The organism is Bacillus sp. SA1-12 (assembly GCF_000981385.1).
Taxonomy (GTDB): domain Bacteria; phylum Bacillota; class Bacilli; order Bacillales; family Bacillaceae; genus Metabacillus.
In genome coordinates this window covers 15,523-40,939 of sequence record NZ_LATZ01000113.1, presented here as the reverse complement: position 1 = coordinate 40,939, position 25,417 = coordinate 15,523, and the positions used below count along the sequence as shown (strand labels likewise).

The 25,417-nt window shown below is 36.5% G+C and carries 29 protein-coding genes; 17 read left to right on the top strand and 12 right to left on the bottom strand.

The annotated features are described in order from the left end of the window. Positions 1 to 97 precede the first annotated feature (97 nt). Positions 98 to 952 carry an MBL fold metallo-hydrolase gene (locus WQ54_RS18725; RefSeq protein ID WP_046586222.1) on the bottom strand — a complete coding sequence of 285 codons (855 nt, stop codon included), beginning with the start codon at positions 950 to 952 and terminating at the stop codon, positions 98 to 100. Between the two features lie 527 nt (positions 953 to 1,479). Between WQ54_RS18725 and WQ54_RS18720 the strand changes: the two genes are divergently transcribed. Both WQ54_RS18720 and WQ54_RS18715 read left to right on the top strand, forming a co-directional pair. Next, a complete protein-coding gene (locus WQ54_RS18720) occupies positions 1,480 to 2,574 on the top strand; it encodes a YibE/F family protein (protein ID WP_231597578.1) in 1,095 nt (364 codons plus the stop codon). Beyond that, entirely contained in the window at positions 2,571 to 3,335 is a 765-nt protein-coding gene (locus tag WQ54_RS18715) for a YibE/F family protein (RefSeq protein WP_046586219.1), read from the top strand. The genes WQ54_RS18720 and WQ54_RS18715 overlap by 4 nt, the downstream gene beginning before the upstream one ends. 106 nt (positions 3,336 to 3,441) lie before the next feature. On the opposite strand, the gene WQ54_RS18710 is transcribed toward WQ54_RS18715, so the two are convergent. Then, positions 3,442 to 4,695 carry an ABC transporter permease gene (locus tag WQ54_RS18710; protein ID WP_046586217.1) on the bottom strand — a complete coding sequence of 418 codons (1,254 nt, stop codon included), beginning with the start codon at positions 4,693 to 4,695 and terminating at the stop codon, positions 3,442 to 3,444. Further along, positions 4,688 to 5,587: an ABC transporter ATP-binding protein gene (locus WQ54_RS18705; protein WP_046586215.1), complete on the bottom strand. Its 900-nt coding sequence runs from the start codon at positions 5,585 to 5,587 to the stop codon at positions 4,688 to 4,690. Before WQ54_RS18705 ends, WQ54_RS18710 begins: the two co-directional genes overlap by 8 nt. A 129-nt stretch (positions 5,588 to 5,716) precedes the next feature. Between WQ54_RS18705 and WQ54_RS18700 the strand changes: the two genes are divergently transcribed. Further along, positions 5,717 to 5,902: a YhzD family protein gene (locus tag WQ54_RS18700; RefSeq protein WP_046586212.1), complete on the top strand. Its 186-nt coding sequence runs from the start codon at positions 5,717 to 5,719 to the stop codon at positions 5,900 to 5,902. 161 nt (positions 5,903 to 6,063) lie between these two features. Here WQ54_RS18700 and WQ54_RS18695 read toward each other — a convergent pair whose 3' ends face one another. Both WQ54_RS18695 and WQ54_RS18690 read right to left on the bottom strand, forming a co-directional pair. After that, positions 6,064 to 6,840: an enoyl-CoA hydratase gene (locus WQ54_RS18695; RefSeq protein WP_046586210.1), complete on the bottom strand. Its 777-nt coding sequence runs from the start codon at positions 6,838 to 6,840 to the stop codon at positions 6,064 to 6,066. Positions 6,841 to 7,145: 305 nt separating this feature from the next. Continuing rightward, positions 7,146 to 8,642, bottom strand: coding sequence for a coproporphyrinogen III oxidase (locus tag WQ54_RS18690; RefSeq protein WP_046586209.1), 1,497 nt, complete (start codon positions 8,640 to 8,642; stop codon positions 7,146 to 7,148). 197 nt (positions 8,643 to 8,839) lie between these two features. Between WQ54_RS18690 and WQ54_RS18685 the strand changes: the two genes are divergently transcribed. Continuing rightward, positions 8,840 to 9,169, top strand: a complete 330-nt coding sequence (locus WQ54_RS18685) for a hypothetical protein (RefSeq protein ID WP_046586207.1) — start codon at positions 8,840 to 8,842, stop codon at positions 9,167 to 9,169. Positions 9,170 to 9,628: 459 nt separating this feature from the next. Here WQ54_RS18685 and WQ54_RS18680 read toward each other — a convergent pair whose 3' ends face one another. After that, the gene (locus WQ54_RS18680; protein ID WP_046586206.1) at positions 9,629 to 10,543 is read right to left on the bottom strand and encodes a phosphatidate cytidylyltransferase; all 915 of its coding nucleotides are present in this window, start codon (positions 10,541 to 10,543) and stop codon (positions 9,629 to 9,631) included. Between the two features lie 105 nt (positions 10,544 to 10,648). Here WQ54_RS18680 and WQ54_RS18675 point away from each other — a divergent pair, with 105 nt between their 5' ends. Then, the gene (locus WQ54_RS18675; RefSeq protein ID WP_046586204.1) at positions 10,649 to 11,206 is read left to right on the top strand and encodes a hypothetical protein; all 558 of its coding nucleotides are present in this window, start codon (positions 10,649 to 10,651) and stop codon (positions 11,204 to 11,206) included. Between the two features lie 225 nt (positions 11,207 to 11,431). Here WQ54_RS18675 and WQ54_RS18670 read toward each other — a convergent pair whose 3' ends face one another. The 3 genes from WQ54_RS18670 to WQ54_RS18660 form a co-directional block, all read right to left on the bottom strand. Next, positions 11,432 to 12,301, bottom strand: coding sequence for a Cof-type HAD-IIB family hydrolase (locus WQ54_RS18670; RefSeq protein ID WP_046586202.1), 870 nt, complete (start codon positions 12,299 to 12,301; stop codon positions 11,432 to 11,434). 350 nt (positions 12,302 to 12,651) lie between these two features. Beyond that, entirely contained in the window at positions 12,652 to 12,999 is a 348-nt protein-coding gene (locus WQ54_RS18665) for a YlbF family regulator (RefSeq protein ID WP_046586200.1), read from the bottom strand. A 225-nt stretch (positions 13,000 to 13,224) separates the two neighbouring features. Then, positions 13,225 to 13,479, bottom strand: a complete 255-nt coding sequence (locus WQ54_RS18660; RefSeq protein WP_156178018.1) for a hypothetical protein — start codon at positions 13,477 to 13,479, stop codon at positions 13,225 to 13,227. A gap of 129 nt (positions 13,480 to 13,608) precedes the next feature. Here WQ54_RS18660 and WQ54_RS18655 point away from each other — a divergent pair, with 129 nt between their 5' ends. From WQ54_RS18655 to WQ54_RS18620, 8 genes are all read left to right on the top strand, one after another. Next, a complete protein-coding gene (locus tag WQ54_RS18655; RefSeq protein ID WP_084822160.1) occupies positions 13,609 to 14,988 on the top strand; it encodes a YheC/YheD family protein in 1,380 nt (459 codons plus the stop codon). 110 nt (positions 14,989 to 15,098) lie between these two features. Further along, on the top strand, positions 15,099 to 16,187 hold the full coding sequence (locus tag WQ54_RS18650) for a YheC/YheD family protein (protein ID WP_052737866.1): 1,089 nt from the start codon (positions 15,099 to 15,101) through the stop codon (positions 16,185 to 16,187). A gap of 1 nt (position 16,188) precedes the next feature. Continuing rightward, positions 16,189 to 17,559 (top strand): YheC/YheD family protein, encoded by a 1,371-nt coding sequence (locus WQ54_RS18645; RefSeq protein WP_046586193.1) that lies wholly within the window; start codon positions 16,189 to 16,191, stop codon positions 17,557 to 17,559. Continuing rightward, positions 17,546 to 18,607 (top strand): YheC/YheD family protein, encoded by a 1,062-nt coding sequence (locus WQ54_RS18640; RefSeq protein WP_046586190.1) that lies wholly within the window; start codon positions 17,546 to 17,548, stop codon positions 18,605 to 18,607. The genes WQ54_RS18645 and WQ54_RS18640 overlap by 14 nt, the downstream gene beginning before the upstream one ends. A 133-nt stretch (positions 18,608 to 18,740) precedes the next feature. Further along, positions 18,741 to 18,950 (top strand): YheE family protein, encoded by a 210-nt coding sequence (locus WQ54_RS18635; protein ID WP_046586189.1) that lies wholly within the window; start codon positions 18,741 to 18,743, stop codon positions 18,948 to 18,950. A 53-nt stretch (positions 18,951 to 19,003) separates the two neighbouring features. Next, complete coding sequence (locus tag WQ54_RS18630; RefSeq protein WP_046586187.1) at positions 19,004 to 19,195, top strand: hypothetical protein; 192 nt, start codon at positions 19,004 to 19,006, stop codon at positions 19,193 to 19,195. 121 nt (positions 19,196 to 19,316) lie between these two features. Beyond that, on the top strand, positions 19,317 to 20,216 hold the full coding sequence (locus WQ54_RS18625) for a CdaR family transcriptional regulator (RefSeq protein WP_046586185.1): 900 nt from the start codon (positions 19,317 to 19,319) through the stop codon (positions 20,214 to 20,216). Between the two features lie 129 nt (positions 20,217 to 20,345). Next, a complete protein-coding gene (locus WQ54_RS18620) occupies positions 20,346 to 21,458 on the top strand; it encodes an ABC transporter ATP-binding protein (protein ID WP_046586183.1) in 1,113 nt (370 codons plus the stop codon). An 84-nt stretch (positions 21,459 to 21,542) separates the two neighbouring features. Here WQ54_RS18620 and WQ54_RS18615 read toward each other — a convergent pair whose 3' ends face one another. After that, positions 21,543 to 21,785: a hypothetical protein gene (locus WQ54_RS18615; protein WP_046586181.1), complete on the bottom strand. Its 243-nt coding sequence runs from the start codon at positions 21,783 to 21,785 to the stop codon at positions 21,543 to 21,545. Positions 21,786 to 22,282: 497 nt separating this feature from the next. Between WQ54_RS18615 and WQ54_RS18610 the strand changes: the two genes are divergently transcribed. Together WQ54_RS18610 and WQ54_RS35315 are read left to right on the top strand one after the other, a co-directional pair. Next, on the top strand, positions 22,283 to 22,492 hold the full coding sequence (locus tag WQ54_RS18610) for an alpha/beta-type small acid-soluble spore protein (protein ID WP_046586179.1): 210 nt from the start codon (positions 22,283 to 22,285) through the stop codon (positions 22,490 to 22,492). Positions 22,493 to 22,700: 208 nt separating this feature from the next. After that, complete coding sequence (locus WQ54_RS35315) at positions 22,701 to 22,823, top strand: hypothetical protein (protein ID WP_269431579.1); 123 nt, start codon at positions 22,701 to 22,703, stop codon at positions 22,821 to 22,823. Between the two features lie 90 nt (positions 22,824 to 22,913). Here WQ54_RS35315 and WQ54_RS18605 read toward each other — a convergent pair whose 3' ends face one another. Together WQ54_RS18605 and WQ54_RS18600 are read right to left on the bottom strand one after the other, a co-directional pair. Further along, complete coding sequence (locus WQ54_RS18605; protein WP_046586178.1) at positions 22,914 to 23,231, bottom strand: YbjQ family protein; 318 nt, start codon at positions 23,229 to 23,231, stop codon at positions 22,914 to 22,916. After that, entirely contained in the window at positions 23,212 to 23,415 is a 204-nt protein-coding gene (locus WQ54_RS18600) for a hypothetical protein (RefSeq protein ID WP_046586176.1), read from the bottom strand. The genes WQ54_RS18605 and WQ54_RS18600 overlap by 20 nt, the downstream gene beginning before the upstream one ends. A gap of 188 nt (positions 23,416 to 23,603) precedes the next feature. On the opposite strand from WQ54_RS18600, the gene WQ54_RS18595 reads away from it, so the two are divergent. Further along, entirely contained in the window at positions 23,604 to 23,921 is a 318-nt protein-coding gene (locus tag WQ54_RS18595) for a hypothetical protein (RefSeq protein WP_046586173.1), read from the top strand. A 341-nt stretch (positions 23,922 to 24,262) separates the two neighbouring features. After that, positions 24,263 to 24,769 (top strand): universal stress protein, encoded by a 507-nt coding sequence (locus WQ54_RS18590; RefSeq protein WP_046586171.1) that lies wholly within the window; start codon positions 24,263 to 24,265, stop codon positions 24,767 to 24,769. Positions 24,770 to 25,417: the final 648 nt, after the last annotated feature.

The window sequence follows — 25,417 nt, the reverse complement described above, 5'->3', positions numbered from 1 at the left end:
CTCCAACTAAAAAAACAAAGATTCGCTTTTCTTATTTGCAGCTGCTATTCTTTTTAAGTTCCTTGAGATTCTCTAAATAATTTGACCAGAAAGCTAATTATTTTTTCCCGAACCCATTCACAAAGTATTCAATCGTTTCAAGCTCTTCTTCATTCAGATCCCTATTTATGTGCAATTGATAAGCTTCCTTAATATCTTCAATGCTTCCATCCAGTTGCTCTGTCAATGCAGCTACAGTCCTCAATAGTATGGCTTCTTGCTGATACTCATCCTTTGAAATTGGTTTCCAATGTGAAAGAACATAAATTTCAGCATCAAATTGATCGATCAAATCTAATAATTGAATCGTATGTTTTGTCGTATAATTCCGTTTATTTGAATAAATATCTGCATAAATAGAATCACCGAGAAATAGTATTTTTTCTTCTTTAATATAAACGACAATTGAGTCTGGAGAATGATCGCCACCTACATGCTGCAGAAGGCAAGATACTCCTCCCAAATCAAGCTCCAGTCTTTGTTCAAAGGTTAAATCCGGTAAGGATATGCTAATATTTCTATTACTTCCAAATTCCTCTTTGATTGCATTGGCACAAAATTCAATCTCCACTCCAGATTCCACTCGTTCTTCTAAAGCAGCATCTGTCCACTCATAGGAAACAAGCTTTTCCATTTCAGCTTTCGTTTGTATGGAAGCAACTGAAAGCATATTCAAAGCAGACAAACCAAAGATATGATCCCAGTGCCAATGTGTAAGCACAACTATGCTGGGAATAAGAATGCCATTTTCTTTAAGCTCATCAAGAAAATAGCTCGCATGTGCTTCTGAATTTCCAGCATCAATCATTAATGATCTATTATCACCAATAACAACTCCTAGAATAGGTCTATCTGTTTCTGAAACAGGTGTTTGATACCAGCATCGATTGCTTAGTTTTTTTAACATTTGCATATACCTTCCCCCTAAAACAACTATCCTTCAAAAACCTTTACTTATTTTAAGTAAAACGAAAACGCTAAAAAACCTCCAAACGTTTTTATGAAAATATGGAGAAACATTTGGAGGTGGCTCAATTATTTATCAAAAACACTATCACAAAACAAAAGCGCCTTGACCAGTCAAAACAAGTATAAAACGTTATCCTTGTTTTGGAAAATGTCTCTATCGAATTATTTCAAAAATTTCTTATTTTGCTTCGAAGAAATTTATGATAAGATGATCTGTCTTTTGACTAAATCTTGACTGTTTAAAAACATTCCTGTTATCCTATGTCCATTGTTAACTAAATACAGCCATTTAGGGAGAATCCTTTGCTATAGATACGCTCTTGCAAAGATCAATGCACTTTTTTAAAATATGTAAATTTCAATTATGTCCATAAAACCACCAATTTTCCAAATTAATAATCAATCCCAATAATTGGAGGATTTTTTTTGAATATTATCTTAAAGAAACTAAAAAAAACAACTTACAAACAAATATTTCTGTACACCATAATAGGACTTTGTTTTGCCGTTTCAGTTATTTTTGTTAACAACAATTATTCATTCTACAAACGTCCAATAGCCGAAGTCATCAAAACCAGCATGGAAAATTCAACTGAAATAATGGATATACATAATAATGAGGATCGTCTATACGTTCAGCATTTAATCGCACAAATAAAAAATGGAGAAAAGAAAGGGAAGCTTATCCATTTAACTAATGAGTTTTCATCATCTGGAGCTTATGATCAGGAATACCATGTCGGAGATGATTTAATTATTTCAATTGATAAGAAACCAAAAGAAAATTCGGATTTAACTGGCACTATAAAAGATGTAAAGCGGGATAAACATGTTTTGATGATCGCATGGATTTTTATTTTTACTTTACTGATTGTTGGAAAAAAGCAAGGGCTTTTTTCGATTATCAGCTTAGCGGTCAATGGTGCTTTGTTATCTTTTGCGTTAGATGTTTATATGACTGCATCAACCATGAGTTTGTTATGGATATGCGGTATTAGTGTGGTTTTATTTACAATAATTTCTTTGTTGCTTGTTAACGGCTTTAATGGGAAAACGTATGCCGCAATTATTGCGACTCTTTTAGGAACGTTTATATCTCTGCTAATTACGTTTCTTGTTATGAAGCTAACGTTAGAAAACGGTCTTCATTATGAAGAAATGCAATTTCTGACTCGCCCTCCTCAATTGGTGCTTATGTCGGGGGTATTGGTTGGATCGTTAGGGGCCGTAATGGATGTAGCGATTACCATGTCTTCTTCTATATTCGGGTTGTACGAAAAGAATAACAATATACCTGTAAAAGCACTTAAAAAGTCAGGAATGGACATTGGAAAGGATATTATGGGGACTATGACGAATATTTTGTTTTTTGCTTATATTAGTGGTTCCATTCCAATGCTGATCTTGTATTTAAAAAACTCTTCTCCATTGGGATTTACACTTTCTATGAACCTTTCATTGGAATTGGCTCGAGCCCTAGCTGGCGGGATTGGGATTGTGCTGACGATTCCAATCGGTCTCTATATGTCTATTTTTTTCATTAATCGAAAGAGGGCAAGATCATGAATGTATTAGTATTGCTAGCAGCTATTTTATTGCTATTAATGATCCTCATTGGCGGAGAAAAAGGGGCAAGATCATTTATTGCCCTTTTCTTTAATTTTGCTGTATTGTTTCTTACGATTCTTTTTATGACAGATCCACACGTCAATCCAATTCTCTTAACTGTGATTGCATCTGTTTTGATTAGTTGTATTACTCTCTTTTTTATAAATGGGGCGAACCGTAAAACAGCAACAGCATTCTTTTCTACTATTATCACAATTGTTATATTACTGTTTTTTATTCTTTTTGTGACAGAAAATGCAATGATTCAGGGGTTTGGTGAGGAAGAAACAGAGGAACTTAGCGCTTTCTCCCTATATATCGGTGTGGATTTTGCTAAAATTGGAGCAGCCGTGGTGATTATGAGTACAATAGGGGCGATTACGGATGTAGCAATTTCCATTGCCTCACCCATGCGCGAGATATTGAATCATAATCCACAAATAAGCAGGAAAGAGCTATACAAATTTGGAATTAGCATTGGAAAGGATATATTAGGAACCAATACGAATACATTATTTTTTGCGTTCTTTGGAGGCTATCTCGGACTGCTTATCTGGTTTAAGGATTTATCCTATTCGATAGGAGATATCGTAAATTCAAAAGTATTTAGTGCGGAAATGATCACGATATTTTGTGCCGGAATAGGTATAGCTCTGATAATTCCAATTACATCATGGATTACTGCATATTTTTTAACGAAGACAAGTGAAAATAACTAGCATTAAAATAAGCTTTCAAACAGGAAAACTAAGAAATAAATTCTGGCAATAATAAAGGATCCTAATGTAGGTTCATTAGGATCTCCTTTATTTAAGTAAATGCTGACTACTTATCCTTAGACATCATTAAAGCCCTTTTCAAATCTTTAAAGGACGAAGATTTTCCATAAATAAGAACGCCTCCTTTGTACACACGGGCGCCAAAGATAGCCAGCAAGGTAATGGAAGCTAACAGAAGTGCAATTGATAATCCGATTTCCCAAGATGGTATATTTAACATTCCTACACGCAAAAACATAATCATTGGTGTAAAAAACGGAATGTAAGAACTGATGGTAATAAAAGTAGTATCCGGGTTTGATAATCCAAACATCGCGATCATAAAGGCTCCAATAATTAAGAAAATCATTGGTGAGATTAATTGCTGAGCATCTTCAATTCTGCTGACAAGCGATCCAAGAAAGGCAGCGAGTGTTGCAAATAAGAAGTATCCTAATAGGAAGTAAATTCCTGCATAAATAAACGTTGAAAGCGGAAGCTCAGTAAAACCTAAAAATCCCCCTGTTAACGTATTTAAATTTTCAAATTGGGACCGAACCGATAAATAGCCGCCAACAAGAATAATAACCATTTGTGTGATGCTAACCAATCCAATCCCAATTAATTTTGCAAACATTTGCTTTACTGGAGATACACTGGATATTAGGATTTCCATTACACGAGATGATTTCTCTGTTGCTACTTCAGTTGCAATCATACTGGCATAAAAGATAACAGAGAAATAGATTACAAACAGCAAAACATAGACAAGCCCTCTCGCTTGATTTAATTCCTCTTCTGATTTCGCATTATTTTCTAGAGCAACTTTATTCACTTCAACAGGCTGAAATAATTGAGTTAACTCGTTAGACTCAATCCCAAGCCGCTCTTTGCCAATTCCAAGCTTTGTTTGCTGGAGGACCTGCTCAATTTGAGTAAAGACCTCTTGATTTGTTATTGATAACGTTTTGACTGTTGCTGTTGGGAACTGGTTTCCATCAAGAGCTAAAATAATAAAGCCATCCAGCTCCTCTTCTATTACTTGCTTTTTCAGCTCGGATTCTGAGGCTGTAGACTTTTCCACCTCAATCGGTACTTTACTTGAATCTAAATTCCTTTCAAACACTGGATACAAATTTTCTGTTTGATCAAGAACTGCAAAGGTTTTTGGGCCATCGTCCTTCGAGAATGTATCAATAATAGTCGTGATATTCGATAAGCCGTAAAGTATAAGGACCGTCAGTAAAGTTGTAATAATGAAAGATTTTGTTTTAATTTTCCTAAAATACGTGTGTGCAACCATAATCCAAAACTTATTCATAGGAAGCACCTACCTTCTCTACAAAAATATCATGTAACGATGGTTCTTCAAGTGCAAACTTTCGAACGAACCCTTTGTTTTGGAGTTTCTGAAAAATATGCTGTGAGATCTCCTTATGTTCAACTTGAAGCTCGGCACCTTCAGAAGTTTTTTTGAACTTTGTCACCCCTGTTGTTTCCTTTAAGAAGCCCATATCAAAATCACCTTGTACAAACACATTCTTCTTTCCAAATGATCGTTTAATCTCACGGAGTGAACCATGAACAACAGGCTTTCCATGATGCATGATACATAAATGCTGGCAAAGCTCTTCAACATGCTCCATACGATGGCTCGCAAACACAATTGACGTACCAGATTCTTTTAACTCAACTACTGATTTCTTTAATAACTCAACATTTACTGGGTCCAACCCACTAAAAGGTTCGTCTAAAATAAGAAGCTTTGGTTTATGTAAAACAGCAGCAATAAATTGAATTTTTTGTTGATTTCCTTTTGATAGCTCCTCGACCTTTTTATTTGCATAATCAGGAACTTTAAACCGCTCAAGCCAACGTTCCATTTCCGTTAATGCTTCATTCTTGGACATTCCTTTTAATCTGCCTAAATAAATGAGCTGATCTTTTACTTTCAGCTTAGGATATAAACCTCTCTCTTCAGGTAAGTATCCAATTTGGTCACTTTCTTCATAGGAAATTTTTTTACCATTCCATGTAATTGATCCTTCAGATGGGGTTAATAATCCCAAAGCCATACGAAAGGTTGTCGTTTTCCCGGCACCGTTCGCCCCAAGAAAACCAAAAATCTCCCTTTCTGGAATCGCAAGCGATAGCTGATCAACTGCAGTATGTGAACCGAACCGTTTTGTTACATGATCTATATACAGACCCATACGCTCTCCTCCTTTGTAACTATTTATACGAGTGACTTTGGTAAAGGTTTCAATCTCCCATGCAGGAAAACGAAGGAAAAGTAAGAATTATATAATAATAATGTTTTCTTGCTAGGGAGGAATGGGAGAATGGCCCTTTACTATTTAACAGTTTTCGAGAAAAATGGGGAAAAGCTCTGTGACGAAAGTTTTGAAGCTCAATCTGAGCAAGAAGCAAAACAAATCGGTCAGCGTAAGCTTGAAGAAAATAATTGGGTAGTAAAAACGCACCGCTGCACTTCGGCGGCTGGAAAGCTCTTATTGTTTGGACGGTAAAATCAACTGCCTTCAGTAATGGTTTTAATGCACGTTATGTTTGATTAAAGCGAGACTTATCGGAGCTTTACGGGCAGTTTCTCATTGCTTCTATTTTAACAGTTACTGCCCGTTTAGTTGGGATAAAAAAGGCTGAATCTGCTTCAGCCTTTTTACATTCTTTAATTTTCGTTAAATTGCGGCACTCGTTTCTCTAAAAAAGCCTGAACCCCTTCACGATGATCGTCTGTACATCTCATCTCAAGCTGTTTTTTCGCTTCCTGATTAAGTGTATCAATTAATAGAGGTAGCGCTTGTTTGCTAAAAATCGCTTTTGATGCGATCATGGCTTTTAATGGCCTTGCTCCCATTTTGAGCTTTATTAGTTCAAGCTGCTCTTCTGTATCACCCTCATACACCGCATCAATCACTCCTGCCTGTAAAGCTTCAACTGCAGTCATTGATTTTCCTTCCCAAATCAACTGTTTAGCTGCATTCTCACCAAGTCGATTTTTTAAGAAGAAATGGCCCCCGCCGTCGGGAATAAGTCCTATATTAATAAAATTCATCGCTGTCTTTGCATTTTTTTCTGCCATGACATAGTCGCAAGCTAATGCAAAGCTAAGTCCTAAACCCGCAGCAGCACCATTTAATAGACTCACAGTAACAGCAGGCATCGTGTAAAGGGTCATGATCATCTTTTTTATATCGTTCATGACAGGCTGAAATTCTTCATCATTTGTGCTTGATAGCATTGTTTTTAGGTCTCCTCCGGCTGAAAAGGCGCGGCCTCTTCCAGAGATAAACAACAGTTTGACATCAGATGCTGCTATTTCCTCTAACCCTTCTGACAATTCTTTGATCATCTGCACATCCATTGCATTTAAGGAATCCACTCTGTTTAAATAAAGAGAAGCCGTTTTTCCATCCTTCACAAATTCAACCGTTTTGAAATCCATCCCATCCACCCCTATACTTTATATTAGCTCTGGTAAATATGCCTGTTGATTCCCCGCTCCAAGCACTCGCTTTCCATTGGTGACCCAGGAGGCTTAAACCTTCCACTTCACTCAACATAGCAGAAATAAACAACAATGAACATTAACATAGCTTTATATTAGAATACCATTTCGGAATATCACTCCTTTATTCCTGCTTTTTCGAATAAAAATAAATAGAAAAAAACAGTGAGTCACTATTTCAGTACCCACTGCCTATTATGCTGATATTATTTTTGTAAGATGGCCTTTTATTGAAAATAATCTTACTTTGCAAATAATTCTTCCAAAATGGAAATTTTCTCTTCTGTATAATGCTTAAATCCATCATTATATGATTTTGGATCTTTCGGATTCGCAAAGTGAGTGATTTTCTTTGTTTCAGGATGAACAAATTTACTTGAAGCACCGCAGCCAATTCCAATAATCGTCTGCTGCTCTTCCATAATCATAATATTATATATACTGTCCTGTCCCTTTAAGGAATAACCAACATTTTCCAAATTTCCTAGGATGTTTTTTTGCCGATATAAATAGTACGGTGCATAGCCATGCTCCTTCGTCCATGTTACCGCATGGTCCATCATCGTGCTAATTTCATCGCGGCTGGCCACCTTATATTTATGTTTGTTTTTCGTCATTTCAGAAGCACGTTTAAAGGATAAGGTATGAACCGTTAATGACTCTGGCATAAGCTTAGCAGATTCTGCTAAAGTATAATCAAATTCATTCACACCTTCACCTGGAAGCCCAATAATCAAATCCATATTAATATTATTCATTCCCATGCTTCTCGCTAAATGGAACTTTTCGATGGTTTCTTCAACAGTATGATGGCGGCCAATCGCCTTTAATGTATCCTGGATATAGGATTGCGGATTTATACTGATACGGTCAATATTCCATTTGTTTAAAACATCCAGTTTTTCCTTTGTAATAGTATCAGGTCTTCCTGCCTCAACCGTAATTTCTCGAATGCTTTCAACATCTGGGAACGATTCGACCATTTCTTCATAAAGCATATCCATTTCTTCTGCTGTAATACTTGTAGGAGTTCCGCCGCCATAATATACGGTTGTAATCTTTATACCTTTTTTCTTAAGCCAGAGACCGATTTCCTTCATTTCATAATGCAGACCGCCCAGGAATGAAGTAACAGAGCCTTGACGGCCGTTTATTGCATATGCCGGGAACGTACAGTATGCACATTTTGTTGGGCAAAACGGAATACCAATATAGATGCTGACTTCATTAGAAAGAGAGTCAAGGTCAGGAACGACTTCCAATTGACGTTCTACGATTTGCTTCATCAGTTGGATTTTTTCGTCTGATAGCAAATATTCAGCTTTAAACATTTGATGAATCGCTTGCTCTGACATGCCTTCCTGACGTTTTTTATGATAAAGCTTTGTAGGACGGACTCCAGTAAGGATCCCCCATTTTTGAACGATTCCGGTATAATCCTGCAGAATGGTTAAATACACATAGGATAGCGTATTTTTTACTAGCTTTAACCGCTCCTTTTCTTCAAGTTGAGCAGGAATAAGCTGTTCTCTACTGGCTGTATATTCTTTACCATCCTCCGTACGTAAAAAGCCTGTTATCCTAACACCTTCATGGCTCTCAACAAAGGAAAACTCAGCTTCAAGCTTTGCCTCACCTTCTGTAAAACAAAGCTCAGTTTCTTCAAAAAATAAATTCCCGATCAAGCGCAGCGGCCGATGGAAACGTTCGTCCTCTATACCTTTTATATATATTTTCATTTATGATCACCTTAACTTATTTTCAAAACTTCTTTAAGTGTACAAAAAAGTTTCTATGCTGGTCAATGTTAGATGTTAGAAGTGCGGAATTAAGATAACGATCTTTTTTCCAGCAAGATATCTCCAGACAAATGCATATTCTTAAAAAGGACAAACATACAATGGTAATAACAAAACCAATTAGGAGGCAGCACCCCTTGAAAAAATTTGCTCCTATCTTTATTATTGTTGCAACGATCGCCATTATTGGATACTTTGATTCTGCTAGCTTCGCAGAAAAAGAAGAAGCGATTACAAGCACTCCGCTGCCAGTTGAAGAAACAGCTTCAGCGGCTGCTTCAAATGAAGACAGTGATAAGCAATCTCCAAAAATACCTACACTCGAAACAAGACTGGTTGATAGGACAGAGGAAGATGGATATATCATTGAGGTTTACCGCGAATATGAGATTTACAAGGACGAGAAAGGGAATATCATTGACACTGTTGCAACCGATAATTATCAGTACTTACGTTATAAGGAATAGATAGAAGGGCTGACTCAAATCGTCAGCCCGCTTCTTTTTAAGACAGACTTCTTGGAAGTGAAAATCAACTTCCTAATGAAATTGAAACTTAGGTTTTTCTTTCTATACAATGTTCCAAGCTTATGTGAACATATTCGAAGTTTCTTTTTGAAAGAAGGATCAGATCATTATATTTCATCTATAAGTTGTAATATTAACTCCTATTTCGATAGGTTATCGGTCACTAAGCTACCCTCTAAAAATTTATTCTATTTTTCTCCAATAATTCAGTGGTAAGTGAGTTTTGTCCGATAGCGCCTTCCTATGGGACAGTTTCCATTGTGATTAAACTAGGTTTTGTCCAATAGTGCCTTTCTATCGGACTTTAATGCAGAGCTTACACCTTAGTAAGAACTGCGATTTCCGGATATAGAAGAAGGTGACAGGGTTATAACCGCATGGCATTAGCAATGTGGTGTATTACATAAAGTCAAAAAAGTATCGTATCACATGAAAAAATATCGGTGAGGTGTATGTTAAGCTATCAACTCGATTTAAATAACTCTTCTTCAATGTATTGAACTTCTCATTATCACCTATTAATAAATCCCGTTTTAAGACAGAAACTGTTAAGCTTCCAAAAAAACCGCTGAAGCTTATCAGTAAACCTGACCAAATCCCAAACGTTACATTTAATGGGGTTAAATACGGATATATAATATAAGAAACGATTGTCGTTACGATAGCAGCACAAATGAACCCTTCCCATGTAATAATGGGATTGGCCGAAGGAACGACCCTTCTTTTCCCAAAATAAATGGATATGACATAGTGAACGACATCATTTATTTGGGTTAGAACAACTAGGAATAAGACAAGGTTTGCCCCATATTCAGGTGTAGCAAATTGATAGTAGGCTAAATGACTTAGCCCGAATACCATCAGCATTAATCCCCATTGTGTAGAACTTACAGACCGCAGAAATCCGCTTGTTCCTTTTCCTAATAATCTTGGCAGCGGCATAAACAAAAACACATATACTGGAATAAAAACAATAAACATGCCATACCAGCCAATATAAATCCAATAAAACTGCAAAGGAATCATTAGATAAGACCAAAGAAATAAGCGTCGATCCGCTTTCCTCGTTTTCATCATTGAAAAATATTCTTTTAACCCAAAAAAACATAAAACCATTAATGAGAGTAAAGAAACCACGGGGTTAAACAAGGTAGCCAAGCAAAAAACAAGAAACATTCCCCACCACGTGTTTACTCTTATCGTTACAGCCGAAAAATCTTTGTTTGGTGCTTTCCTTTTCACAATATAAAGTACCCCGCTGAAGAAAGCCAAACCCAATAATATGAGTGAAAGCGTCCAAAGAGCAGTAACCAATTCTCTCACCTCCTTTAGAAAAAACAATTGTATAATAGTGACTTTAGGCATATTGTTATATTTAAGAATAGAATAAAATGGAAACATATAAAAGAGGGAATTTCTATGAATCAAAAAAGCTATGTTTATATTTTACTTACAGACACTGGAACTCTCTTTACAAAATCAATTAAGAAATATACAAGGGCTCCCTATAACCATGCATCTATTGCTTTTGATGAGAAATTAAACGAAATGTACAGCTTTGGAAGGAAAAATCCGAATAATCCAATAAATGGAGGGTTTGTTAAAGAAGATATTCATACAGGTACCTACAGCAAGTATCCTGAAACAACCTGTGTCATTTATAAGCTGAAAGTAACAGAACGTGATATCATAAAAATGAAGCGTGTATTAAACGTGTTCATTAAAAATCAGAAGAAGTTTTTGTATAATCTGATTGGGGTGATTGGCGTATCCTTAAATGAGCCCGTTGAATTTAGCAATTCTTATTTTTGTTCACAGTTTGTTGCAGAGATCTTATACCGCTCGGGAATAAAACTATGGGATAAATTACCCGCACTGGTTACTCCTGATGATTTCAGAAATCATATAAACTTAGAATTGGTTTATGAGGGGAAGCTATTTGACTATAAAATGATAAAGGAAAACTTCCCTCAGTAAGGTTTGCCCGAAGTACAGGATTTATTTATAAAGTACCTACTTTGCCACAGGACGCGGCGAAATTAGTCCGCCATCCCCTACTGATAGATAGCTAAACATATCGGAACTAGACAGGCAGTTATCTCCCTTGATTCTAATATTTAACAGGTTAAACTTCATAAAGAGGATTACTGAATGTTAAAATGAGGATAAAAAAGTAAGAAGGAGAAGCATAGCCTCCCCTTCTTACTTATCTACTTTTATTTTCTCTAAGAAATCTAATCTTTGCTGCTTGCGAAAGTGCTCTTTCACCATATATGCTACACCCTGTTGATTGTTTGATCTCGTAACCCAGTCAGCCACGCGCTTGACTTCAAATGGTGCATTCCACATAGCAACGCCCAAGCCTGCTGAGCTAATCATACCAATATCGTCCTTTGCATCACCAATTGCAACTGTTTTTTCTAAAGGGATTTTAAGATGACTGGCTAAAGCACGAAGTCCATTTTCTTTTGAAACACCTATTTTCACAATTTCAAGATTTGTTGCTTGATGATCTCGCACATCAATTAAATCAAATGCTTCACGCATTAACCCTGCAGCCTCTTCCTTTTCTTCCTTGCTGGAGAAATGCACATCAATTCTCCTTGCAGCTACTGGCTCATCCCGCAGGGAATCACCTAAAGAGTCAACAAATTGTACTGGATAAAACATCGAGTCAGATGTATTCAAAATGGATTTACTAAGTAAGTTTGATGCAATCTTTTTTCGGTTTCCGATTGAAAAGCGTTCATGGGTAATTCTAATATTACATTTAAAATTCTCTAACACTTGCACGACATTAAATGTCTGCTCCTCAGAAATACTTTTTTCAAATAAAGGCTTATCTAGATTATCTGAAATAAATGCTCCCCCGTGTGCCACTAAAATCGAATCCAGCTTTAATGCCTTTGCAAGCTTTTTGGCAGATTGAAAATGTCTATTCGTTACAAGAGTGACATAGATCCCTTTATCCTTAACATACTCAATCGCTTCTTTCGTTGACGGCTGAAGGCGACCATTCGAACGAAGCAATGTCCCATCAATATTTAGTGCAAGCAACCGATAATGAGTCACTGTGGTTCCCCCTTCTACTGATGTCTAACCTAATAAGAGGTTATGTCCTTTTTCACGAAAATAGAACAACAGTAGATAAATGATAAGAAATGCGTAAGGGGCTTTGCATTTGGCGATAAGCATAAGACAAATTAGGAATAGAAGGTGTACTTTACCCTCAATTCCTAATTGAGCAGACCATAGAAGCAGTTATAAATGCGATGTACTTATCTCTTAACTGAACTTGTACGTCATGTGCTTCAGAGTCTAACAACGGAAACTATGTATAGGAATATTTTTGATAAAAAAACAGAATGGAAAAATACCCATTCTGCTTACACATTATTTATTTTATTATGTATTTGACTTGTTTACTGAGCTCCGTACATTTCTTCAAGCGGCTTCATGATAATTTTATTCAAATCTGTTATCACCATGCTTAAACGCTGCTCAGCAGCCATAAGCCGGGAAATTTTTTCATGTTGTTGAACCAATTGAACAGATTTTTGTGCTTGTTCGATTTCTTCTTGTGTGATCTCTTCTCCAGTCATTTGCTTTTGCTGAAGGTTTAATTGAATATCGCGGAAGTTCTCAAACATTTTTCTTGATGATTCATCTGCATTTACTTCATCATAAAGACGTTTTAACTCTTTGAAATCGTTACTTTCACGTAATGCCTTCTCTAAATTGTATGCAACATCATATAAATTATTTGACATATGATGAGCCTCCTTTCTTGTTTTAACCCATGCAGGCTCTATCTACACTATAACAAACTATTAATAATATTTCATTTTATGCTTAAAGGAACTCCATTCATACCGAAAATTTAAAATGTTCAATTTATTGCAATATCACGAAAATTGCTTGTAATCCGCCTATGGTTTACCTGAAAGCGCACCAAATAGGTAATCACTTAAACTCCTTTCTCAAAATAGATAAAATCAAATCCTAAAAGACGCTCTGCAGCAACCGTTCACGAAAAATCCCTCTAATTTTGACAGGTTTAAGATAGCATCAAGATGTGTAGCAAGAAATTCAGGCGCCAACTCAATAACCCGCGGAAGCCATTCATCCATAACTTTGCTCTTTTGGTTTTCAATAAGTAGACTTTGTACGGGCAAAAACATCTTAATATCCAAATGATTGGTTACACCGCCGATCGCTGCGCCAGCTACAATCATCATTATTATTGTCACAAAAATTGATCACAAACATCTCCCTTCCAAAACTTCACCGATTATGTCTAGATAACATACGATGTTTTATAGAATATCTGCCTATGAGCATTATCGTGCTTGTCCGTATGGCGTTCAAATGAGGGGTTTATGATGAAACACGAAATAATAGAAATTACACCTTTACAACATGCTCCCAGATCCACTCGGTGTGAAATGAGTGAAAAGCTAAGACAAAGATTAAATCTTCCTATAAATCTCCACTTCTTGAAAATTGGGTGTGGAATGCATACTGTTACCTGTCCAATCGTATTTATTAAAGAGGATCACTTTGGTTTATCTCTTAGTGAAAATGTGTTAAATAAGCTTTGTTTACCCATACATTCACTATCACTTCAAGGAACACTAAAAAATAATCAGCATCTTCAGCTCGGACCTGTTATCGGTTTATTAACCGAAATAAAAACTACCGAAGACGGTGTGAGATTTGGATCCATTCACGAATTTTGCAAGGAGCTTGCATCATATTGTATGAATAATGGGATCTTTTTTTATATTTTTTCATTAACAACGTACAACAAACATCAAATGGAAGGGTACTACCTCCATGAATCGGAATGGAAAAAAGGCATTGTTCCCTATCCAAACGTCGTACACAATCGTATAAGTTCAAGAAAGCGTGAGCGCTCAAAAGAATTTTTACAGGTTACCTCTGATTTCATTGAAAATAAGGTCCCCTATTTTAATGATCGGTTTTTAAACAAATGGGAGGTTCATCAAATATTATCCGGATCAGAACATCTTAGGCCGTATTTACCAATGAGCCAATTATTTGAGTCAAAATCTACTTTAGAGAATATGTTCAATATTAAAAAGGATGTATTTATCAAGCCGATTAATGGCAGCCAAGGGAGAAGGATTTTTCGGGTAAAGGAAAAGGAGAATCAAACATATCATCTAGACTTCACCACTTTTTCCGGCGAAATCAACACTGAATATACTACCCTGCAAAAACTATATTCCGCTCTTTCTCCTCGTTTAAAAAGAGGACCATTTTTATTACAAGAAACAATTCAACTAAGTAAATACCAAAATCGTACACTTGATTTTCGATTCCTCTGCCATAAAAAAGATTTTCAGCAATGGAAGGTTACCTCAGCTGTGGCAAGAGTCTCAGGAGAAAATCAGTTTGTCGCAAACTTGGCAAGAGGCGGACAGATTTATCCCATTAAAACCGTTTTAAGTGAGTTGTATGGGAAAGACGAGAGCCGCCATCTACGAAAAATGTTAGCTGAACTTTCTCTTGAAATTGTAAATATTGTATCGCTTCATGCTGGTGGAGAATTTGGAGAATTTGGTATCGACCTGGGCCTAGACCCAAAAGGACATCCTTGGATCATTGAGGTGAATACGAAGCCATCTAAATTAGAGAATGAACAAAAAAGCGAAAGAATCCGGCCATCAGCACGTTCAGTAATAAATTATTGCCTATTTTTATCCCAGCTTAACGGAAAGAAAGAACCTGCTTAAGATTCAAAGAAGCTAAGAAGTTAAGTAATAATATTGCCCATAAAAATCCGACGAAGGGCAGGATTCCCAAGTCTTAAAGATAAGCATAGTATGTGATTGGAGTGAACAGTTTGGAACAAATAACATTAGGTTTTTTAGCCACTAACAAAAATCATGAAAATCTATATGCTACTGAAATTGCAAAACGAAGTGAACCATTTCAAATTGAATGTGTACGATTTGAACCTACCTCCATCAATCCTTCCACCTTACTAATTGATGGTGAGAAGTTTGATCATCATTCACAAAGCTGGGTACAAGCAGAGTTTCCAATCCCAACGTTTATTTATGATCGCTGTTATTTTAATCGGAAGCAGGTTATTCAAAAAAGTAAACCGATTGTGGAATGGCTTAAAAAAAATCCGCAAACAACCTTTTTAGGTATAGGATTACCAGATAAGTGGAAGGTTTACAACTTGTTACAAAGTGACCCGATGATTAGCTGCTACCTTCCAAACACAGAACTTGTGCAGGAGGCTGTTCAAATTATTCACCATTTAAAGTTACATTCTACATGTCTTTTAAAGCCAACTACAGGTTCTCGAGGTGCCGGGATCATCGCAGTAAGACTATTATCTGACTCTATTATTATTACTTATCATAAAGGGCGGGATAAAAAAACAAAACAATTCCATTCATTAAAAGAATTTGCAGAATGGTGCGAAAAACTTATCCAACAGCAAACATACCTTCTCCAGCCATTGCTGCCGCTTCTAGATAATCAAGGGTATCCATTTGATATTCGGTTATTCCTGCAAAAAAACCGGCATGGAAAATGGGCCCTTGTTGGCAAAGGGGTTCGCAAAGGGTACTATGGCTCCTTTCTTTCAAATTTAAATAGCGGCGGTGAAGCAATCACCTATGAAGAATGGTCCTCCTCCCTTTCACAAAAGCAAATTATTGTATTAGAAGATGAGCTTCGCACGATCGTTTCGAAATTACCACCGTTGCTTGAGGAAAAATGTGACCGGTTATTTGAAATCGGGCTTGATATTGGCTATGCAAAAGATGGCTCAGTATGGATCTTAGACATCAATTCAAAGCCTGGCAGAAAAACAATGATTGAAACAAACCCCAATTCAACTGAAAAACTTTATAAAGCACCTTTAGCCTATTGCAGCTATTTACGAAATCAAGCAGTCATAAAGGAGTCGAACTAATATGAGTACAACATATACCATCCAAGTAACGAGCTCCAAAGATAGTCGTATCCACTTGCCATCAACTACAATGAAAGACGGGCCTGTCAATCAAATATCATTCGGATCCAGATCAGTTCCTTGTAAGGTTCTGTATAAGAGGAATATTGAGAATCGTATTGTACTACCAAAAGAAATAGCAACAAATCTGATGCTGCCTGATAAGGGAAAAATCCATCTTTTTTTTAAGGATGGAAGCTTGCATTTAGGGGCTTTAGTAGGAGTATTCACAGCAGGCTTTACGGGATCCATTCTTCGCCCGCTGGGGGAACGTTCGTTGTTTTTCGCTAAATATTTATCCATGGATCAATCTGTCGGCGTCTTTTCATTTGTGTTCGGGTCCAACCATATTAACTGGGAGGACGGCACAATAAATGGCTTTATTTACGATACCGATGGGTGGAAGCAAGCACTTTTTCCGTTTCCAAACGCAGTTTATGACCGGCTGCCAAATCGCCGTGTTGAAAAACATCAGAAATTTAAATTAGTAAAAAAGCGTTTCACAGAGGACTACTCTATTCCGTGGTATAATCCTGGTTTTTTTAACAAATGGACCATCCATAAACTCTTAATTCACGACACACTGGCAGCCAAATATTTACCGGCAACCTACCACCCTCCTTCGATTAGCAGGATGGAAGAAATGCTTGCTTCATATCAAAGCATTTATTTAAAGCCGGCAAATAGCAGCTTAGGGAATGGAGTCTATCAGCTTATGTATTCAAGAGAAGATAATCACTACTATTGCAGATATCGGGATGAAAAGAAAAAGAATCGTTTAGTAAGACATCCTTCAATTGAACATTTTTTAAAGAAAACGTTTAAAGATGAGCTTTCTCATTTTATTGCCCAGCAGGGAATTAAGCTGCTGCGTATTGACGGAAAGCCAGTTGATTTTAGGGTCCACACGAATAAGGACGAAGAAGGTGTTTGGAGAGTAACTGCTATTGCGGCAAAAATAGCTGGAAAAGGCAGTGTGACGACACATTTAAATAATGGCGGTGTTGTAAAAACCATTGAAGAAATCTATGAGGATGAACAGGAACGGAAAATAGCTCTTCAGAACCTTACAAACTCCTCCATTATTTTAAGCAAAAGCATTGATGCTAAAGTTCGAGGATTTGTCGGGGAAATTGGGTTTGATCTGGGCATTGACCAAAACGGGGGTATCTGGATGTTTGAAGCAAACTCCAAGCCTGGCAGATCAATCTTCTGTCATCCTGAACTCAAGGAAGCGGATATCCTGTCCCGTAAAGCATCACTTGAGTACGGATTATTCTTATCAAAGCAGGCAATTTACAATCCCGAGGAATTAATTTATGAAGAAGTTTAGCTATTTTCCGCTTGTTGGGATTCTTACAAGTCCAGGCAAAACAGAAGACTCATTTCGTGGTGAGCAGCAAGTTTTTAAGGCACTTCAAAAGGAACTATTGAGAATCGGCGGTCTGTCGTTTATTTTTACAACCGAAGACTTCAAGGAACACTATGTAAACGGGTATATTTATAATGAACATGCTGACAAATGGGGAAAACGTACTTTCCCCATCCCCGACCTCATCTATAACAAGATTTCATTTAGGAAAGAAGAGTTATCTGCCTTATTTCTTTCTTTAAAGCAAACCTATGAAAATAATGGGAAATTTTTCTTTAATCCGAGCTTTTTTGATAAATGGGAAAGCTATTGTGCCCTTGAAAAGTCAAGCAAACTAAAATCCTACCTTCCAAAAACATGGATGTATAGAACAATAAATGATTTGCTTGCAAAATTGGCAACCTACCGCTCCCTTTATATTAAACCTGTTAATGGTCATAAAGGGAAAGGTATTTATAAACTATCATTTGATGGTATGAATTATTACATTCACAAAAAAAATCAAACATCCACGTATTTATATGCTGATTTTATAAAGGCAGCAGAAAAAATCTTAATGAGAAAACCTTATCTCCTTCAAAAAGAAGTGATAACCGATACCCTTGATGGTTGCAAATATGATTTACGAATCATCTGCCTATACGACAAAGGAATTCACAAAATCATCGGAATTGGTGTTCGGAAAGCGGATGAAAACTCGATTATCACCCATGTTCCAAATGGAGGAGAAATTATCCCCTTTCAACAAATCAAAGATCAATGTTCTAAGGATAAATTAAACTGGCTGGCTGAAATCGTCGGCAGTCAGTTAACGAAAAGGTATGGCTTTGTTGGTGAATTCTCAATGGATGTGGGGATAACGCCTCGAGGAAAACCAATATTATTTGAAGTAAATTCAAAACCAATGATTTTTGATGAGATTGATATCCAAACGAAACGAATTGAGCAAACTGCTAAATTGTTTGCAGAATTAGCAAATAATACCATCCATAACAAGAAGGAATTTTAACTTTTTTTGCCGTATTATTTACAAGGAAGGCAAGGTGGCCAAACTGGACAATACTTTCGTTTTCCTTTTAGTTTATTCGCATTTCTCCAGACAACTAACCGCCTAAAATCAGTTAGGAAAGGAGCAATAAGGTTTGATTACACATTTTCAATATAAACCATTGATTAAACAGGCAAGCTTACCTGGTTGGCGAATTTCCTTTTACTTCAGAGGAATTCATTACGATGGAATATATCATAAAAATGGACAAATCGAATGGGCAGCGATGACACCGCCAAAAGAGGAAGAAACAGAAATACAGTCACAAATACATGAGCTCATGCTCTTCCATGTGTACGACTAATGAATGATGAAACCTACTCATGCGCAAGCTAACAGAGATGAGGAGGTTTGATAATGGTGAAAAAGGTCGAAGGTGTAAAACAAGATTTAAACTATGAAGGAAAAGATGAGGTTTATTTAGATATTGACCGAATCATTAATGAAGGCCTATCTGGCGGCTCGGTCCATCGAAAAGATAGCAAAGCCAATATTGAAGAAGCACGGGACCTTGTAGAAGAGGAACCGCCATATGATGTAGAAGAATAAGGCTGTTGGTTTAAACCTGCAGTCTTTTTTTGTTTGCTTTACGTGTATACTATTATAGCTTTCATGCCTTGGCAATCTTTTCTATAATAGAAGAAAGACCTATGCATTAAAGGAGATATCAATGTTAGAAAATTTGTTGCGACATTATAAAGATGCAATGATCATGACCTATAATCCGAAAGACACAAATTATGAATGGTTCCAAACAGAGTATGGACAAACCTTTGGAATTCTTAAAGCGTCTCTATCAGAGAAGGAGATAGAGCTGCTATCTTCTTTGTTCAAATCAGTAGAAATCGTCAATGAGGATACCTTTTCACACTCTCAGCGCAAGTGGTTTGATTACCTTTTTTTAGATAGAAAAAATAGTGAACCGCCTCTCCCAGCTGATCATGCAACCATACGCTTCTATTATTTCTATTTAAAACAGACTATTGATGAAAAACAAAATTTTGAAGAAGCTGTCCAGGGAATTCTTGACTCTGAACTTATCATATGGTTAAGTCTTTCACACGGCATCATTATTGAAGAAAAACCATCTATCACATTAGATGCTGAATCATTAAAGAATTTAAGTGATACTCTTACAACCGATTTTTATGTTGAACCCTATCTTTATATTGGACAGCTTCAGAAAAATGATGCTGATCTAAAAGAAAAATTCACACTAGAGCAAAGCTGCTTCCAAGCCTTGCACCGTTCAGTCCATCGGGAAAAAGCCCTGACCTTTTATGATGCGATGCCGCTTTTAATTATGACATCGCCATCTGCCATAAAAAGAGATATTCTCTCTAACCAACTAATAGAAGCAATTGAGGATAAAGAACTCCATCATACGATTGAGGCCTTTTTGCAGTCTAATTTAAATGCCTCCTTAACAGCTAAACGATTATTTATTCACCGGAACAGCCTGCAATATCGCTTAGAAAAACTTCTAGAAAAGACAGGTTTAGACATCCGGACGTTTTCTAATGCAACATTTATCTTTCTAGCAACGATTCTCGTTCGACATGAAAGCTAGAAAAGCGTTTACAAGTTGCACAAAAGAGCCTAGTATTTTTCGTGCAACTTGTACGTTTACTTTCTTTCCTGAAATCCCTTACAATGAAAACATAATAAAACGCTTTCAAAAACGGGGAGGAATTCAAAAATGGCAGAGTTAAGATTAGAGAATATTTACAAGATTTACGACAATAAAGTTACAGCAGTAGAAGATTTCAACCTTCATATTCAAGATAAAGAATTTATCGTATTCGTTGGTCCATCTGGTTGCGGTAAATCTACTACACTTCGTATGGTTGCAGGATTAGAAGAAATTTCAAAAGGAGATTTCTACATTGATGGAAAGCGTATGAACGATGTTGCTCCTAAAGATCGTGATATCGCAATGGTATTCCAAAACTATGCACTTTATCCACATATGAACGTTTATGATAATATGGCATTCGGATTAAAGCTTCGTAAATTACCAAAAGATGAAATTGAACGTCGTGTTAATGATGCTGCTAGAATCCTTGGTCTTGAGCAATACTTACAACGTAAACCAAAAGCATTATCAGGTGGTCAGCGTCAGCGTGTTGCATTAGGCCGTGCAATCGTTCGTGATGCAAAGGTATTCTTAATGGATGAGCCTTTATCTAACCTTGATGCGAAGCTTCGTGTACAAATGCGTGCTGAAATCACAAAATTACACCAACGCTTACAAACAACAACAATTTACGTTACCCATGACCAAACTGAAGCGATGACAATGGCTACTCGTCTTGTTGTTCTTAAAGATGGTATCATCCAACAAGTAGGATCTCCTAAAGAAGTATATGATAAGCCAGAAAACGCATTTGTTGGCGGATTTATCGGATCACCTGCAATGAACTTCTTTAAAGGAAAACTTTCAGACGGCAAATTCTCATTTGGTTCGACTAGTGTTGCTGTTCCAGAAGGTAAAATGAAATATCTTCGTGAGCAAGGCTATGTAAACAAAGAAGTTTTAATGGGTGTTCGTCCTGAAGAAATTCATGATGAGCCAGTATTCATTGAATCCTCTCAAGGTTCAAAAATCTCTGCTAAAATTGAAGTTGCAGAGTTAATGGGTGCTGAAACAATGCTTTATTCTGAAATTGACGGCCAATCATTCGTAGCACGTGTTGATTCACGTACAGATGTTAAGCCTGGTCAATCACTTGAGTTAGCATTAGACATGAACAAAGCTCATTTCTTCGATACTGAATCAGAAAAAAGAATTCGCCCAGCTGGTGAAAAATAATAACTAAACTTAGGGTCAGACCCCTCCATCAAACACTTATATTTGGTGTTTTAGGGGTCTGACCCTTTCCTTTTTTTATTCTCCTCATTCTTTAATAGCATTTGTCTCTTCATGCTGACAATTTGGGCAATAATAATAATGAATGCAATGATGAGTCTCGAGTGATGTTGGATCCCCATCAAAAAGTTTCATTATATCAATATCCAGATATGCACTATAATCATCCAGATAATCAGTAATCTTCCCTTGGTCCTCCATAATTGTCTGGCAACTTGGGCATTGAATCATTCGAGTTTCTAATCCATTACATAAAGTACACAAATCCATTTCTTCATCCCCTTAAATAACCTGCATACTTTTAGAATCTCAATACTATCCTAATTTATGTATCACCTAAAACAAAAGCGCAAGCGCCTTGTTCAGCCTAGACAAATAAGCTGATTTAGAATCGAAGGCGCGTTCTTTGCCTTCAATTCTAAATTGGCTGGCTCCAAGATGGTCTGTCTAGTCGACTGGCAGTCAAAAGCGCGACGTCATGTCGCTTTTACATCACTTGCAGTCCTCTGCTTCGGAGCTGGATGCCGAATTGCTTTTCCACATTACCTATATAGAGTTTTTATATCAAGGTGATTGAAAAAATTACCATTAAAACATTGCATATAAACAAAAAAATCAACCATAATACTTAGTAACAACGGTGCAACAACGCACACACCAATGGGTTAAGCCGAGTAAGGCGATGAAATCTAAAAATAGGTTTCATATGTTTGGTGCAAATCCAACTAACCCAGCCAAAATATTCTTATTGAGGAGATGAATGACAGATGGCACAAAACAATTCAAACTCTAATCAACTTTTAGTACCAGGCGCATCTCAAGCAATTGATCAAATGAAATATGAAATTGCTACTGAGTTTGGTGTAAACCTTGGTGCTGAAACAACTTCTCGCGCTAACGGTTCTGTTGGTGGGGAAATCACTAAACGTTTAGTATCAATGGCTCAACAATCTATGAGCGGTTTTTCACAACAATAATAATTAAATAAATTGGCTAAGAGGCTGACACTTTGTGTCAGCCTCTTCCCATTTCTTATGTATCAAACAAGGATCTCTCACCATATATTATAGGAAAACGTTCATGTGATTTTTCCCCCTGAATCATCACCCGTTTCCCATCCTCTAATAAGAATATAACATTTTGCTAACATCATGTTCGTTTCAAACCATAAAGGAGCGGATAGCTATGTTTGATGTAATTGATTGGAAGCTCATTGGTTTTGTCGGTTATACTTTATTCCACGAATATGTTGTTTATATACGTATTCCCCAAATTCATTATTGGGAACAAACAAAGAAAAAAACATAAATCGTATTCCTTATAGAAGTTAAAGAGAAAGACTCAGGGTTCAGCTATTAATTGCATAAGTCTTTCTCTTACCATTAATACAGGATATCCTTATTCCTCTATTATGACGGCCGTTCCGTAAGCAATAATTTCTGAGGCATTCTGCATAATAGCTGATGATTCTAGTCTCATACATACAATGGCGTTAGCCCCTTTCGCCTTTGCATCTTCAACCATTCTCCCAATCGCCTTTTGCCTGGCTTCATCCATCATTTCGGTATATTCTTTGAGTTCACCGCCAACAATTGTTTTCAATCCAGCCATAATATCTTTTCCGATATGCTTCGATTGAACCGTACTTCCCTTTACAAATCCTTTATATTCCTTCGTTACTTTCCCAGGCACTGATTCAGTAGTCACAATAATCATGCTGAGCATCCTCCTTTTTTTCATCTAATCTTGTTTTTATAAACAAAGCAAGCAATACAAGTAAAGAAAAGAAATATACGCAAAATAGTCCTATAGCCAATCTTATGTTAAAAAATAAAAAAATAATTCCTGTAAACTGAGTAAAAATTGCCATCAACATACTTACATACTTTACAATTTCCATGCTTGCCCCCCTTTCCATCCCTATTTTTACTATATCTTCTTTTTTGAAAAAAATGAATATCTCCCTCTAGGCACTAACACCTAAAAATCCAAAAATCTAGTACTATATCACTATTTTCGTTTTAATGAGTTTTCGAAATGAATTTTTGAGGTATGTAATGATTAACTACTACTTCTCGGAGGGTATATATGAATAAATTAATGACATTAGACTTATCTATAAAGAAGCAATTAAGGATTGACCAATTGCTAAGAGTGAGTCAGTTGGCAAAATCATACGACGGAAAAATTTATTTTCTGCTTAGAAATAAAACGATCATTGATGCGGCTAAACTCCCATCCTTAGTTACCTGTTTTCTAACTGTAAAGGATGGACAAACATTGAAAATCTTAATCGATGGTCCTGCACCACAGCAAATCATAAATGATTTAATAGAAATTTGTTCTAGAACCATTACCTTACAACAACAACACCTCTTACAACCTGCAATGAAAGTAAAGCTTTAATTAAATTTTACAGTTTTTCATTCGCCAGGAGGTGGTATATATGTTGAGAACAATCTTTTTAATTGTCGGAGCAATCGTTGTAATTGGCTTTTTACTTAATTTAATTTTTTAATAAGATTCTATGATGAAAACAGTTTAAATGTTGATTGGAGCTGGTTGCGAGACTCCTGTGGAAACTCGGGAAAGCTGAGACTTGGCGCATGTGGAAAGCAAGTCTCCCTCGCTGCAATCAACCATTCAGCATTAATTACCAGTAACAAAGTTTGTAAAACCAGCTTTTAATATACAATTATCATCCAGAAAATTTCACCGATTATAAAAATTTTGAAAGGATGATTAAAATGAAGACCTTTGAACGAATAGTTGTAGCTTATAATAGTTCTGAAGATGGTAAAGAAGCGCTTGAATTGGGAATTCAGCTCAGCAAACAACTGAATTCAGATCTTTCCGTCGTTCACATTCAAAAGAAAGCGCTTTTAGATGATGTTCCTGTTAGCAATAATTTTGGATCAATGATACCAAATAACAGCTATGATGCAGAAAACACGAGACATTTCCCTGTAATACCTGATCCTGGCGAACACTCTGAAATACAAGAATATGATAAAGCAACCATGGCATTGCAGAGTGAAGCAAAAAGAATGCTTGATCACCATCATGTCGATGGAGAGGTGACAATCCTAGATGGAGACCCGGCTGATGTCATTGTTTCATTTGCAAGGGAAAACAACGCAAATCTAATTGTAGTCGGAAGCCGGGATCACAGCGGCTTAAAACGACTATTATTCGGAAGTGTTAGTGAAAAAGTTTCCCAACAATCAAATATCCCGGTATTAATCGCAAAATAATTTTTGCAGCTTTCTCAAAAGGGTAAGATCTTCCAAACACCAGTACGTGCTTGGGGGTCTTACCCTTTGGTTTTGAGCCAGTCATTTTTTTACATCTACTTTCCTTTTCCTGCTATATTTTTGCATATCTTTAAGATGTGCACAGAATTCGAAGAATCGCCCAATGATGCCTCTAAATCAATCATGCAAATCGCCGAAACATCTGAAAGCTTAAAAGAAATGGCAAAATCCATATAACATAATGAACGTATACTTTGCTCTCTAGACCGTGATTTGTCCTTTATGCTATATAAAGGACTTTTTACTTTTCTTTCCTCTCCTACCTCGTTTTATCCTTTATAAGCGTTCTATTGGACTTTCCCTTTTCTCTCCAATCTCATTTTGTCCTTTATAAGCGTTCTATAAGACATGATCTTTCCTATCTAACCGCTTTTTGCCCCTTAATCGTGTACTTTGCTATTGTTTAACCACTATAAATTATCCGAGAGACAAAATCTATTTTTTATAAAGTAATCTCAAGTTGAATCATTATTCTAAAAAACTCTAATTTCCTCTTGTTCCATCAATTAGAAAGTAATAAACCGCCAAATTCATAGGATTAAAACAGAAAAAACCAAAACTAAGATCCTTTAAATAATTGACAAAGAA